This is a genomic window from Bifidobacterium biavatii DSM 23969, from assembly GCF_000741165.1.
Lineage (GTDB): Bacteria > Actinomycetota > Actinomycetes > Actinomycetales > Bifidobacteriaceae > Bifidobacterium > Bifidobacterium biavatii.
On sequence record NZ_JGYN01000027.1, the window covers coordinates 20,599 to 34,455 of the forward strand.

Annotated in this window: 14 protein-coding genes; 12 read left to right on the top strand and 2 right to left on the bottom strand. The window is 60.1% G+C overall.

Annotated elements, in window-relative coordinates:
- Positions 1-62: 62 nt before the first annotated feature.
- Positions 63-479, top strand: coding sequence for a tautomerase family protein (locus BBIA_RS09265; protein ID WP_033491981.1), 417 nt, complete (start codon positions 63-65; stop codon positions 477-479).
- A 269-nt stretch (positions 480-748) separates the two neighbouring features.
- Here BBIA_RS09265 and BBIA_RS09270 read toward each other — a convergent pair whose 3' ends face one another.
- A complete protein-coding gene (locus tag BBIA_RS09270; RefSeq protein WP_033491982.1) occupies positions 749-1,762 on the bottom strand; it encodes an AraC family transcriptional regulator in 1,014 nt (337 codons plus the stop codon).
- Between the two features lie 173 nt (positions 1,763-1,935).
- Here BBIA_RS09270 and BBIA_RS09275 point away from each other — a divergent pair, with 173 nt between their 5' ends.
- A complete protein-coding gene (locus BBIA_RS09275; RefSeq protein ID WP_033491983.1) occupies positions 1,936-3,147 on the top strand; it encodes an MFS transporter in 1,212 nt (403 codons plus the stop codon).
- Positions 3,148-3,203: 56 nt separating this feature from the next.
- Positions 3,204-4,292: a glycerol dehydrogenase gene (locus tag BBIA_RS09280; protein WP_033491984.1), complete on the top strand. Its 1,089-nt coding sequence runs from the start codon at positions 3,204-3,206 to the stop codon at positions 4,290-4,292.
- Positions 4,293-4,530: 238 nt separating this feature from the next.
- Here the strand turns inward: BBIA_RS09280 and BBIA_RS09285 are convergent, their stop codons facing one another.
- Entirely contained in the window at positions 4,531-6,042 is a 1,512-nt protein-coding gene (locus tag BBIA_RS09285; protein WP_033491986.1) for an MFS transporter, read from the bottom strand.
- Positions 6,043-6,192: 150 nt separating this feature from the next.
- On the opposite strand from BBIA_RS09285, the gene BBIA_RS09290 reads away from it, so the two are divergent.
- From BBIA_RS09290 to BBIA_RS09330, 9 genes are all read left to right on the top strand, one after another.
- The gene (locus BBIA_RS09290) at positions 6,193-6,867 is read left to right on the top strand and encodes a TetR family transcriptional regulator (protein ID WP_051923945.1); all 675 of its coding nucleotides are present in this window, start codon (positions 6,193-6,195) and stop codon (positions 6,865-6,867) included.
- Between the two features lie 155 nt (positions 6,868-7,022).
- On the top strand, positions 7,023-7,850 hold the full coding sequence (locus BBIA_RS09295) for an aldo/keto reductase (RefSeq protein ID WP_033491988.1): 828 nt from the start codon (positions 7,023-7,025) through the stop codon (positions 7,848-7,850).
- Positions 7,851-8,020: 170 nt separating this feature from the next.
- Positions 8,021-8,506 (top strand): D-aminoacyl-tRNA deacylase, encoded by a 486-nt coding sequence (gene dtd / locus BBIA_RS09300; protein WP_033491992.1) that lies wholly within the window; start codon positions 8,021-8,023, stop codon positions 8,504-8,506.
- Between the two features lie 131 nt (positions 8,507-8,637).
- Positions 8,638-10,221, top strand: a complete 1,584-nt coding sequence (locus BBIA_RS09305; protein ID WP_033491994.1) for a S10 family peptidase — start codon at positions 8,638-8,640, stop codon at positions 10,219-10,221.
- Positions 10,222-10,403: 182 nt separating this feature from the next.
- Positions 10,404-10,727 (top strand): hypothetical protein, encoded by a 324-nt coding sequence (locus BBIA_RS09310; RefSeq protein WP_051923946.1) that lies wholly within the window; start codon positions 10,404-10,406, stop codon positions 10,725-10,727.
- 44 nt (positions 10,728-10,771) lie between these two features.
- Positions 10,772-10,984 carry a zinc ribbon domain-containing protein gene (locus tag BBIA_RS09315; protein WP_033491998.1) on the top strand — a complete coding sequence of 71 codons (213 nt, stop codon included), beginning with the start codon at positions 10,772-10,774 and terminating at the stop codon, positions 10,982-10,984.
- A 155-nt stretch (positions 10,985-11,139) separates the two neighbouring features.
- Positions 11,140-11,787, top strand: coding sequence for an alpha/beta hydrolase (locus tag BBIA_RS09320; RefSeq protein ID WP_033491999.1), 648 nt, complete (start codon positions 11,140-11,142; stop codon positions 11,785-11,787).
- A 110-nt stretch (positions 11,788-11,897) separates the two neighbouring features.
- Positions 11,898-13,091 (top strand): glycosyltransferase family 2 protein, encoded by a 1,194-nt coding sequence (locus BBIA_RS09325; protein ID WP_081892219.1) that lies wholly within the window; start codon positions 11,898-11,900, stop codon positions 13,089-13,091.
- A complete protein-coding gene (locus BBIA_RS09330; RefSeq protein ID WP_033492130.1) occupies positions 13,091-13,783 on the top strand; it encodes an HAD family hydrolase in 693 nt (230 codons plus the stop codon). Before BBIA_RS09325 ends, BBIA_RS09330 begins: the two co-directional genes overlap by 1 nt.
- Positions 13,784-13,857: the final 74 nt, after the last annotated feature.

Consider the following 13,857-nt stretch of genomic DNA (forward strand, 5'->3'; position numbering starts at 1 on the left):
GTGACGGTAGATGTTGTACCGTATACTCCGCAATGCAATATCTTGTATTGAAGGAGACGGATATGCCGTACATCAGGGCTCGTGTTGCGGGAGATGGATCAACGGAAATCGCAGCCAAGGTTGCGGATTTGCTCACCGGTCTGGCGGTGGACGTTCTCGGGAAGCAGCGTGACGTGGTGTCCGTGGACGTGGACTTCGCGGATCCTGCGTGCTGGTTCGTCGGCGGGTGGTCTGTGCCGGATCGTGGCGAGGGCACATTCTATGTGGAGATCAAGATCACCGAGGGCACCAACACCAAAGGTGATAAGGCGTTGTTCGTTCGGCGTGCGTTCGATGGCATGGCGGCGATTCTCGGAACGGTGTCCGAAGCCAGCTACATCGTGGTTCAGGACATGCGTCCAGACTCGTGGGGTTTCGCCGGTCTCACGCAGGAATACCGGTACATTGCCGGCAGGCTCGCCGCCAAGACTGATGACTGATTCATTGACCGTACCAGCCGGTACGCGGGGACGGAAGGCAGGTCAGCCGAGTCCAAGTAGTGATTGCTGAGTAGTGCCGAGGGTCTTGGAGTCCTAGTGATTCCAAGACCCTGATTTTGTAATGGCATGTGAGATAGCTTTGCCGCCGTTGATCGCGGATAACGGTCAGCCGTTGCGTCTGCAATGGTAAGGAGCGCTTCCGCCTATTCCGTTTTCCGATGCAAAGAAGCGAATAACGGAGCAACGCTGACCAACCGCTTATGCTCTCCTCAGTTCGTCATTTCTCGGTCTCGCCATTGGCGTGGGGTGGCGTCCATGTGCTGCCGGAACACGTAACTGAAATAAACGGGTGACGAGAAACCGCATGCCTGCGAAATCTCCTTGATGGACATGGTTCCCTCGGACAACAACTCACGGGCCTTGCCAAGGCGATAATCGGTGAGGTAGTCGATTGGCGTCTGCCCGGCATATGTGCGAAACAGTTCGCAGCAGACGCGACGGTTGACTATGCCGGCTCGCGCGATGTCGTCAAGGGTGATCTTTTGTGATGCGTTGGCGCGGATGAAGGCCATCATAAGCAGGAACGATCTGAACTCAGGCCCCGGATCGTTTGCCGTGGCATGTGCCGATGAAGGAGTTGGGTATTCCGAGGTCCTTTGGTCCACCGTCTTGGGTTCGGCGGTAATGGTTCCTTCGTTGATTCTTTCCAACGCCAGAAAGCACAAGCGTGCGGACTGGGCGACTGCCGGCAGCACCGTCAGCGCGTCGCCTGTCTCCTGTTGACTTTCACACCGGGACAACAGTCGTTCGAGCTCGTCGATACCGAACAGCAACGTGCGGTCCCGTTCGCGGGTTGAGTCGAGTACGACGTAATCAGGAGCGGTGTCATCCATGCGTTTGAGCATGGCGGCTGCCAGTGGCGCGTACATCGCGCCTAGCAGTGAAGCATCGATTACCGCCGAGACGAATCCGGCATCGTCGCCGTCGTCGCATACCAGATAGTGCATGCGACGCGAGTTGATGAAGATGCCTTCGCCTGCATGCAACGGAATGAGCGCGCCGTTGACGAATACGCGTGGATGGCCGTTGAGAACATGGATGAATTCCAAGTCTCGATGCCAATGACACGCCATGCGGAAGCCATAACGATGCATGGAGTCACGTCTTGCGTACATCGGCAATCCCGGCAGATTGTAGTGCGGGGTTTCCGAAAGGTCGGAGAAAATGGTCAGAGGATTGGAACTCTTCGGAGAGGTCTGATCAATCGTTCGCTTAGCGGTCATTGTTGTCACGATTTCTATAGTAATGGAAACTATAGTGATGGTTCGTCTCGTATCTCGTCGAGTTCGTATCACTACTATAACAGTAGTTTCTAAGTGGGTAATGTGAACATATCGATCATCATGTTCACCTTATTTCGATAGTTAATCGTGTTGTCTAGGAAAGGATGCTCATAGTGGATGCCACGAGGACGCGAAGTGGATCCCGGTTCTTCACCGTGCCGGTCGTCACGCTTATCGCATTGACGTTTTTGCTGGGACTGAGCGAGTTCATCGTGGTTGGCGTCATGCAGCCGATTGCCTCGGACATGCGCGTTTCGTTGGCGGCCATCGGTTCATTGGTCTCCGCCTTCGCGCTCGTATACGCGCCGATGACTCCACTCGGAGCGACCGTATCCGCCAAATTCAATCGATTCTATGCCTTGATGGCGATGACGGGCATCTTCTTGGCCGGCAATGTCCTGTGCGCCTTTGCCCTGAATTATCCGATGCTGCTGGTGGGACGCATCGTCATCGCCACAGTGAGCGGACCGCTCGTGGCCGTGCCCATGACGTTCGCACCGGATCTGGTCGGCGCATCTGATCGGCCCCGGTTCATGTCCTGGATCTTCTCCGGCATCTCCATCGCTGCGGTCTTCGGCGTGCCGATCGGTACATTCATCGCACAACAGTTCGGCTGGCGCTGGTCATTCCATCTGATCAATCTGCTGACCGTGCTCGTCATCATATCGATGCTGCGCTGCCTGCCACGCGCCTCATATACAACCGGAGCCACGCGTTTCCTACCACAATTCCGTCTCTTTACCGACGTGCGGGTCTGGTACGGCATGCTTGCGGTCGTTTTTGGAGCGGCGGCGACATACTCCTTCTATACATATCTTTCCCCCATCCTCACCGAGGAAATCGGCGTCCCCGAGCGGTACCTGAGTCTTGCGTTGACCGCGATCGGTCTTGCGGCATTGTGGTCCAATTTGTACAGCGGCAAGTTGGCGGCTCGTGGCACCGGCTCACAGCCTATCATCGGTTTGATTCCGCTGTACCTGTTGCAGGCCGTCTGCCTGGCCGTGCTGCCGTTCGCAAGTATGATTCCGGCGCTCGGGGCCGTGGATCTGCTCGCACTGGCCTGTCTCATGTACTTGCAGAATTCGCCGTCGCAGGTACTGCATACCGCCATCGCTGCCGAACGGTTCCCCTCGTCCATGACATTGGCCTCTTCGATGAACGCGATGGCATTCAACATCGGCATAACCTTGGGCTCCACCATCAGCGGACTGGCCATGACGCATCTGGGACTGCGTTGGCTCGGCCTCTTCGGCGCGGTGCTGGCACTGGGTTCGGTCGGCGTGCTGGTGCTGCTCAAGCGCACGGAATCACGCAACATCTCGTGATGGTTTTGACTGCTGTTTCAACAACACTCAACCCAACAATGAAGTAAGGAGTAACCATGAGAACAGTACTGTGCTCACCCGGCAGCTACATCCAACAGGAGGGTGCGCTTGGCTCGCTCGCCTCGGAATACGTGGAACTCGGTTCAACAGGCGCGTATCTGATCGTCGACCCGTTCATCGACCGGATGTACCACGATCGAATCACTTCGAGTTTCGATGCCTCGAACACTCCATATCATTACGAGGCGTTCGCCGGTGAATGCTCGATGACCGAGGTTCACCGTCATCAGAAACTGCTGGACAAATGCGATGTGGTGCTCGGTATCGGAGGCGGCAAGTCGCTCGATACGGCCAAGGCCGTGGCGCATTTCGCCGAGCTGCCGGTCATCATCGTGCCGACGGCCGCGTCCTCGGACGCGCCGTGTTCGCGGCTTTCGGTGCTGTACACCGACGACGGGCAATTCGACAAGTATCTGCCCTTGCCCAAGAACCCGGAAAAGGTGATCATGGACACGGACGTCATCGCCAAGGCACCTGCCAGACTCCTGACGGCCGGCTTCGGTGACGCCTACGCCACCTATTTCGAGGCTCTTGCCTGCGTCAAATCGAACGCGGTCACCATGGCCGGCGGCCATGCCACCAATGCCGCCGAAGCGATGGCACGCCTATGCCATGATCTGCTCATCGCCGACGGCGTGAAAGCCTTGGCGGCGGCGCATAAGGGTCTGCGCACCCGTGCCTTGGAACAAGTGGTCGAAGCGAACACGCTGCTCAGCGGCATCGGTTTCGAGTCGAGCGGATTGGCGGCGGCGCACGCCGTGCATAACGGCCTGACCGCGCTGGAAGGCACGCATAAGTATCTGCACGGAGAAAAAGTAGCATACGGCACTCTCGCGCAGTTCGTACTGGAGGACCGGCCGATGGCTGATTTCGAGGAGGCGTTCGGCTTCTTCCGCGCGGTCGGCTTACCAACCACCTTGGCCGACATCGGCATTGCAGACGCTACGGACGCCGACCTTCTACGCGTGGGCAAACTGGCCTGCTCGCCGGACGACACGATGGGCAACATGCCGTTCGAGGTCACTCCGTCCGACGTGGCCACCGCCCTGCGTGCAGTGGACTCGCTCGACGCCGTAGTCGGATAGTGGGACTTGTCCGTATGAACGGCCTGTTGCTGGAGAAACAGCCTGATGCCGTATAGCGACATCGTCGAGTTCATGTTCTCCCCAACGTCTAAGAAGTGATTGTCGGGTAGTGCCGTGGGCCTTGGAATTCCAGTGATTCCAAGGCCCTCGACGCTATGAAGCGCATGTGTCCCCGTGCGGATGCGGAAGCATAATGCGCGTTTTCTGCAGGATATGAGTCTGCGCAATCCGCCAATGTTCACCGCGACGTTGCACGGGATATCAGCGCGACGATGCCGAGGGTGACGATGATAACCGCGGCGGCTGCGGCGAAGCTGCCGGTCATTGCGGATTCGTAGGCGTGGGAGGCAATCTGTCGTATCAGGCCGCTCGTTGCTTCCGTGAGCCCGGCGGCCTGTTGGAAGTCCAGCGTCACGGAGCCGGCGGATTGCGGATTCAGCCCGGCGGATTGCGCGAGATCGTGGAATTCCGCCACATATAGTCCACTCTGGATACTGCCGAAGATTCCCACGCCGATGATGGAGCCGAATTGGCGGAACACGGTCAACAGACTGGAGCCGGCGCCGGATTGTTCGATCGGCACCCGGCCCATGGCCCAGCTCAGCATCGCCGGCTGGCCGATGCCCAATCCGAATCCCGCCACGGTCTGACCGATCAAAGCTGTCAGTTGTTTCTCCGCTTCGCCGGGCCACCACATGGCGGCCCCGATCGTCAGCATGCCGGCGGCCAGACATCCCAAGGCCAGCAGACTCGTGCCGCGCGAGCCGATGCGGGAGACGACCCAATCGTTCATCCGCGATCCCACGATGGACGCGACGACCAGCGGCATCAGCATCAGCCCGCCCACCAGCGCCCCGTGACGCAGCACCGTCTCCAAATAGGCCGGCATGATGAAGATGATGCCGTACATTGAGAAGTTCAGCATCATCAACGCCGGCGCGCAGGCCGCGAACGACGGGTCCCGCATCAGACCGATCTCCATCAAAGGATTGCGGGACGCTCGATCATGCAGCACGAATCCTGTGATCAGCACGGCGCCGGTGGCCATCGGAATCCAGGCGTCCATGGCCAGCACGCCATGTTGAGCATTGACCAAGCCTGCCGAGAACAGGGTGAAACCGGCGAACATCATCGCCACCGACATCCACGGCACGTGCAATGACCGGGACTTGTGCGATCCGCCCGTCTGTGGAACGTTCATGTGGATGACCACGATCACAGCGAAGAACACCACGCCGTCGAACCCGAAGATGCCGCGCCATCCCAGCGTCGCGGTAAGCACACCACCGACGAGCGGGCCGAACGGCACGCCTAAGGTGCCGGCTATTGCCCAAGCGGTCATGGCGCGGGACAGTTCGGGGCCTCGGAACAGGATGCCGAGCAACGCCTGACCCATCGGAATGACCACGCCGGCACCTGCACCCATGATCGAGCGAGAGATGAGCAGCACCGGCACATTCCCAGCCATAAGGCCAATTCCGGATGCAATGACGAACATGCCCAATCCGGCAAGCATGGTCTTCAGATGTCCGAGCCGGTCGCCAAGGAATCCTGCCAACAGCACCACGGCCGCGAACACAAGGTTGTAACTGGAAACGATCCACTGCTGCTCCGCCATGCCCGCCCCGAGCGATTCGGCGATGTTCGGCAGCGCCACGTTGAACGCGGTGGTATTGACCATCATCACCAGTTCGGCCGCGCATAGGCAGATCAGGGAACGGTTCAGAGTTCGTTCGTTCATATCAGCCATAAGCCAACCCACTTAAGATACCAATAAGTTTCTTATTAACCGCACATGATTATAGATAATCGCAAATAAGAAACGCCGTGGTATCTTGTAAAAAGGCGACGTGGACGACCGCCGGGCCGCAACACCCATGCCGCGTATGGAGATGAACCTATGGAAGCGAGCATTGAATCGAAACAGACACGCCGCCGGGGCAAGGCCTTGGAGGCCGCCATTCTCGAAGCCGCATGGGAACAGCTGTCCGCATGCAGCGCCGAAGAGTTCACCTTCGACAACGTGGCCGCCAGGGCGCACACCAGCAAATCGGTGCTGTACCGCCGATGGCCGAACCGTACGGAACTGTTCGTGGCTGCCGTGAGGCAACACCGTGGCCGCGCTTCCATCGAACGCCCGAACACTGGAACGCTCAGGGACGACGTCATTTCCATCCTGCTGCAGCTCAATCGCAAACAGTCTGACGCGGTAATGGTGCTGGCCAAATTCGGCGTCTACGCCGACTGGTTTGGCGTGAGTGCGCACGAACTGTACGAGCGCACGATGATCAGCGACCGGCCCAGCATCATCGTGGCTATCGACAACGCGCGGGCACGCGGCGACATCACCTGCGAACTGCCGGAATCCCTGCTGCGCATGCCCGGAGAGCTTGGGCGCGCGATCATCCTGCGCGACATGCGGCCCTTATCTGAAGCGGACATTATCGCCACGGTCGACGAACTGTTTCTCCCGCTTGTCCATTACTACGAGCATCGGGCGAGGGCTGCCGCTGACAAGGAATGCTCCGATGAATGCGCGGGAAGGAGCGGTGAACGTCCAGACGGGATTTGCTGATCGGTATGGCCTGATTGGTGTGGCCGACATCGCCGGATCGGAATCTTCGCCGGGGCTGTGCGGCTGCTGCGTATCTCGATGCTGGCCGTAGGTGGTTGGGATCGAGTTACAGTGTTCAACGGCAAGAATAATTCGGACAAGAAAGAAGGTATCGTATGACAGAGCAGACGATGATCACGCTCAACAACGGCACGGTCATCCCGCAGGTGGGCCTCGGCGTGTTCCGCACGCCGGACGGCGACGTCACGGTGAACGCCGTGCAGGCCGCGCTCGAAGCTGGCTACCGTCACATCGACACGGCGATGATCTATCGCAACGAAACGTCGGTCGGCGAGGGAATGCGCCGGTCCGGCGTGCCGCGCGAGGACGTGTTCGTGACGACCAAGCTGTGGAACGACGACATCCGCGCGCATCGCGCGAAGGCCGCGTTCGAGGAAAGCCTCGACCGTCTCGGCTTCGACTACGTCGACCTGTATCTCATCCACTGGCCGGCCGACGGCTGGCAGCAGGCGTGGGACGACATGCAGGAGATCGCCGCGTCGGGACGGGCCAAGGCGATCGGCGTGAGCAACTTCCACCAGCATCACATCAACGAGCTGCTCGCCAACAGCGACGTCGTGCCGGCCGTCGACCAGATCGAATCCTCGCCACAGTTCACCAACCAGGAGCTCGTCGACTTCGTGCACGGCCACGGCATGGCCGCGGAGGCGTGGAGCCCGCTCGGCGGCACCGGCGGCAACCTACTCGGCGAGCCGCTGCTGGCCGAAATCGGCGCGAAGTACGGCAAGTCGGCCGCGCAGGTCGTGATTCGCTGGCATATCCAGCGCGGCATGGTCGTGCTACCCAAGTCCGTGCATGCGGAACGCATCAGGCAGAACATCGACGTGTTCGACTTTGCGCTGACGGCCGATGACATGGCCGCGATCAACACGCTCAGCACCGGTCATCGCAACAGCGCCGACCCGGACAACTTCGATTTCTGACCGTTTCCCGACTGGCTATCAGCGGCGGTGGATTGCGGCGTCGCGGAGCACGGCGCGGCTGTTGACGCGACAGCTGACAAAACCGTGCCCCGTTGCGCTGTTGTCGCACGAGCCGTGCGTCCGTGACCATTGGCGGCGGTTCGCACGGCACGTGTGCCATAATCGGGTGCATGAGAATTGTGATTCAGCGCGTGTCGCAGGCGAGCGTCGATGTCGTCAACGAATTGGGGATGCTTGACCCTACGTTCGAACCGCAGCAGATCGGTCCTGGATACATGATTCTGGTGGGGGTTTCCGATGCTGATGGTGATGCGGAGGTTGCGTGGCTTGCGCACAAAGTGCTCAATCTGCGCGTGTTCGAGGACGAGCAGGGCAAGATGAACCGTTCCATTCAGGACATCGGCGGCGAGATTCTCTCGATTTCGCAGTTCACGCTGTTCGCCGACGTACACAAGGGCAACAGGCCCAGCTTCATCCGCGCCGGCAAGCCCGAACATGCCGATCTGACGTGGATCAAGTTCAATGAGGCGTTGCGTTCCGGGGGAGTGCCGGTTCGGGAAGGGCGATTCGGCGCGCACATGCGCGTTGGATTGGTCAACGACGGCCCGGTCACGATCGTCGTCGATACGGACGTGGACATGCCGCATAAGGCGTGAACGTGCGTTTTCGCCGTTCGCATTTGTCGACATGGTTAGATCAAATGTTCGACACGCTGATCGAACGAAAGTTCGATTATTTGATATGCTGATTATAACGGGGCGAAAGTCCCGCGGAAAGGATGGTCATCATGGGTGATGCAGTCAACGAACAGCAGGGAACGCAGCAGGCGACTGCGACCGGTGCGGCGCAGAAAGCCTCGCCGAAACTGCCCGAACCATACGAGAAGACCACATGGCACAGCATCGCAATCGATGGCCGGGAACTGCGATACAACGCCACCGTCGGCACGATCAACATCGATTCCGGCAAGGTCAAGCCTGCCGCCAGCATCTTCTTCACCGCTTTCAGCCTGACTGACGACTCCGGGGAAACAGACCCCGCACGGCCGGTCACGTTCATTTTCAACGGCGGTCCCGGTTCGTCCACCACGTTCCTGCTCATGGGGTCCATCGCGCCCAAGCGCATCGACGTGCCCGACGCCGCACCTGTTCCGGCGGCGCCTTACCATCTGGAGGACAACCCGTACACGCTGCTGCCGGACTCCGATCTGGTGTTCATCGACGCCGCAGGCGCGGGCTTCTCCGAAATCCTCGACGCTGCCAAGCCATCGCTGTGGTCCGTGGACGGCGACGTAGCCGGGTTCAGCGCGTTCATCCGCGCCTACCTGAGCAAATACCACCGCTGGAACTCGCCCAAGTACGTGCTCGGCGAATCGTACGGCACCACGCGCGGGGCTGCGCTCGCATATCGTCTCCAGCAGGACGGCGTCGCACTCAACGGTCTCACACTCATCTCCAACATTCTCGACTACGCCTACACGCTCGACACGTCCGACCAGTTCTACATCGGCTACTTCCCGACCTTTGCGTCCGTCGCCAAATACCATGGCCACGCCGCCTCGGACACGGAAACCGCCGAACACCTGCAGCAGGCCCGCGCGTTCGCCAACGGCCCGCTGCGTCTCGCGCTCGCCGCTGGAGCCTCGCTCGATGACGCCACCAAGCGTCGGGTCGCCGAACGGTACGCCGAACTGACTGGATTGGATGCGCAGTACGTCTACGATTCCGATCTGCGCGTCGTGGACATGCGCTTCCGCAAGGAGCTGCTGCGCGGCGAGGAGAAGATCGTGGGCCGTTACGACGGTCGCGTCGCCGGCTACGATCTCGACCGTGTCAACGACGAGGAGACGTTCGTGGTCGACGACGCCTTCCTTGATCCGGCGTACTCGAGCCTGTGCAACGCATACCTGCGTGACGAACTCGGCTGGGACCGTATTCCAGAACGCCGGGGATTCGCCGACTTCGACTGGAGTTCCACTGAGCCTGGCAAGGGCTGGACATGGTGGCATCATCAGCCGGAGGGCACCAAGTCCTCGTGGGGAGGCAATATCCCGTTCCCGAATGTGCTGCCCGACCTCGCAGCGGCCGTGGCCCATCAGCCCACGCTCAAGGTGCTCATCGGCAACGGCATCTACGACCTGTGCACGCCGTTCTTCCAGACCGAATACGACATCGACCATCTCGGTCTGCCCAAGCCGTTGCGCGGCAACATCGCCTTCACCTACTATCCGGCCGGACACATGCTCTACTCGTCCAAGGAAAGCCTCGCCAAGTTCTGCAACGATCTCAAGCGTTTCTACAACGCGGATGTCAGCGGGCTCGCCGACATCAACGAGCGTCCGGTTCAGCCGGCGCAGGACATTCGGTTGTAGCGGGACGCGGATCGCCGGTGGCCTGTGTCGGGTTGAGGCTTCTACGCGGTGAATGTCCTCGGACATGTGCGGGAAATGCGACGATGGAACGTCCGTCATCGCATTTCCCGGCTCCGTGCGGCATGATGGGTCGATGCGCGCCGCGCAACATTACAGGCCGTTTGTGCAGAAGGGAATAGCCAATGGGCACCAATGTTGATCTGTCGAAACTGGATCTGTCGAACGTCGACCTGTCCAAGCTCGACCTGTCGTTCATCGACCGAATCGTGCTGTGGTACGGCAGCCTGCCGGACTCCGTGCGCACCCTGATCACCGTCGCAGTCGGCGCTGCGATCGCTTATGCGGTGTTCCGTATCGTCGTCAAAATCATCAAGGGCATGATCGGCGCGGCCGTCGCCGCCGTACTCGCCTTCCTGCTCACCACGGTTCCCGGCAACATGCTGCTGTCACAGGCATTCGACCGCGTCGAACAGCAGATTTCCACTAGTCTGACCAGTCAGCAGTGATCACCAACACCATTCACCCGTCTTTTCGAAAGGAAACCACCATCATGGAACAGCAGCAGTACGTGTGCGCCAAATGTGGATGCCGACAGTACGTGAGCGATCAGTTCCAGGCCACCGGAGGCAATCTGGCCAAACTGTTCGACGTGCAGAACAAGAAGTTCATCACCATCAGCTGCAGCCAGTGCGGCTACACCGAACTGTATCGGGCCCAGACTGGCACCGGCATGAACGTCCTCGACTTCCTCATCGGCGGCTGATCGCCCGGGGCGGGGCATGTTCGAGGCCAAAACGGCGTAGGGCGTTGTGGCTTCGGCGTCACCGATCGCGGCGCGGGCTTCCTCCACATAGATATCCGCACCGTTTCGGTACCATAGTGGTCGGGATCGAAACCCATGAGAATGAAGGTCTTCGTATGAACATCACGCATGCGCTTACGTCAATCACCCAGGCATCCAAGGAGCCGGTGTTTCTGCTGTTGCACGGATGGGGATCCAACGAACACGATCTGCCGAGCCTGCTCACATACTGCGCGCCGGGAGGAGATTACGCATCGCTGCGCGCGCCCATCGAATACGGTATGGGGTACACGTGGTTCGGCAAATGGGAATACGATGGCGTGCCCACCGGAGAGTCGCTCGACGAACAGGCGAAGGTCGCGGGGGACGCCATCGCGGCATGGGTAACAGACAACATTCCTGACGACCGGAAGATCGTCGTCATGGGCTTTTCCCAGGGCGGACTGCTCGCCGGCGAAATGCTTCGTCTCGACCCGGACCGCTATGCCGCGGCCGTCAGCTTCTCCGGATTCCTGGCACACGGCGCCTTGCCTGGAGATGAACGCCTCGCGCAGCTTCGCCCGCCCATGTTCTACGGGCACGGTTCGGCAGACGACATCTTTCCGGCCGAGGAGGTGCGCGACATGTCCTCGTTCTATCAGGCGCACACCACGCTGACCGAGAAGGTGTATCCGGGCATGACGCACAGCATCTGCATGGAGGAAATGCGCGACGGGGCCGCATTCCTCACCGACAACGGCCTGACACGGCCCCGAATCTGGTAGCGGCAGGCAAGACGCGGGAATCGGCCTGAGCATGCACATCGTGGAAACGGTGCGGCAAATGCTCACGAAGAAGGCCCCGGAGATCGAAGAAGAGCAGGACGGAGCAGTACATGACGGCCCATACGGATGAGGACACGCTGGTATCGGTCATCGTGCCGGTGTACAAGGTGGAACAATACCTTGACGAATGTGTGGAAGGCATCGTCGGACAAACCCACCGCAATCTGGAGATCCTGCTCGTGGACGACGGGTCGCCGGACCAATGCCCGGCCATGTGCGACGCGTGGGCCGCGAAAGACGGACGCATTCGCGTCATCCACAAGAAGAACGGTGGACTGTCCGACGCGCGCAACGCGGGACTCGAACGGGCCACAGGCGATTGCATCTACTTCGTCGACTCCGACGATATGGTCGATCCCCGGCTCATCGAACATTGCCTTACCGCCATGCGCGAACACGATGCCGACCTCGTCATGTTCCAATTCGACACAATCTCCGAGAACGGTGTGCCGTTGATTTCCGACTACAAGCACAACGATTTCGACGAAGTCATGGTCATGACCCCGGTCGAAGGCATCAAGGCCCAGCTCAAAGCCGAAATCGACGGCTACTTCTGGTCCTTTCTCGCCGCGACCCCCATCTACAAAGATCACGACTTCTCATTTCCCGTCGGTCGCAAGATCGAAGACATGGCCCGCATCTGTAACGTCATCGGCGAATCGCACCGCATCGTACGCATTCCCGAAGTGCTCTACCACTACCGGCTGCGAGGCGGATCCATCACCAGCGCATGGTCACCGCAACTCATGCGCGACTGGATGAAAGCCGCGGACGATCGGGAAACATACATTCTCGAACGCTATCCCGAACTCAAGGGGTTCATGCGGCTGCAGCAGCTCACCTTCTTCGCGAACCTCGACTACGAGACGATCCGCCAAACCGTCACCGCCAGCCTCAACATCGACCCGGAAGACGCCGACGAAATGCGCCGGCGCATCGACCGGCTGCGTAGGGACATTGCCGACAACCACGACGAAGTCCCCGAATCCACGCGCTCGCTACTTGACCTGCTCAGGGACTCCGTGGACGATGCCGTCGACGATTTCAAAGAAATGCGCGACGACTGGAAGCGCATCGGCCGCGGCTGGAAGGAATACATGCACGAACGCACCGAACAAGCCGGTCAAAACCAGGCAGAACACGGCAAAACCGGCCGTGACGGAATCGGTCTTGCCGGCAGGATCGCACATGCCGCCAATCCGTTGCGCAAGTCGGGACAATCCGCCGTAGACGAGGTGCGATGATGCGCGCGTTCGACTTCGACGGCACCATCTACGACGGCGAAAGCCTGTTCGACCTCTACCTGTACAGCGCCAGACATGATCCGAAAGTGTTCCGCCACATCGCACCGGTGCTGCGCTACGCGATCAAATACAAGCTTGGACGGGCCACACTCGAACAGATGGAATACGGTGTGGGGCGCATCGCCCGCAAATACCTGCGCGACCTGTCCGAATCGCGGCGGGTGAACGACCTGTGCGGCAACGGGCTCGACGTGGTGCTCGACGACGTCGCACACCTTGCCGACGAGCCGGCCGAAACGTTGCAGTCGGTCGGGGACGAGGTGCCGCGCCCGCCGTCCGGTGGTCTCGACGGATTGGTCCGCGCGTTCTGGGACCGCAACATGCGCCGGATCAAACCGTGGTACCGGCCGTTGCCGGACGACGTGATCGTCACCGCATCATTCGACGTGACGGTGGGGGAGGCATGCCGCAGACTCGGCCTGTCCCGTCTCGTCGCCTCGACGATCGACCCGGCAAGCATGGAGGTCACCTACCTGAACTTCAACACGAACAAGCCGAAACGGTTCCGCGAACTGTTCGGCGACGAGCCGATCGACGAATTCTACACGGACAGCCGCTTCGACCAGCCCATGATCGACCTCGCCCGTCACGCGTTCATGGTGAAAGGCGAGCGCATCACCCAAATCAAATAGACGGGCATCAGGCAGAGTTGCGGTCATGCGACAACGACGACGATCATGCGACGGCATCGGGCGTGCCTTGTCCG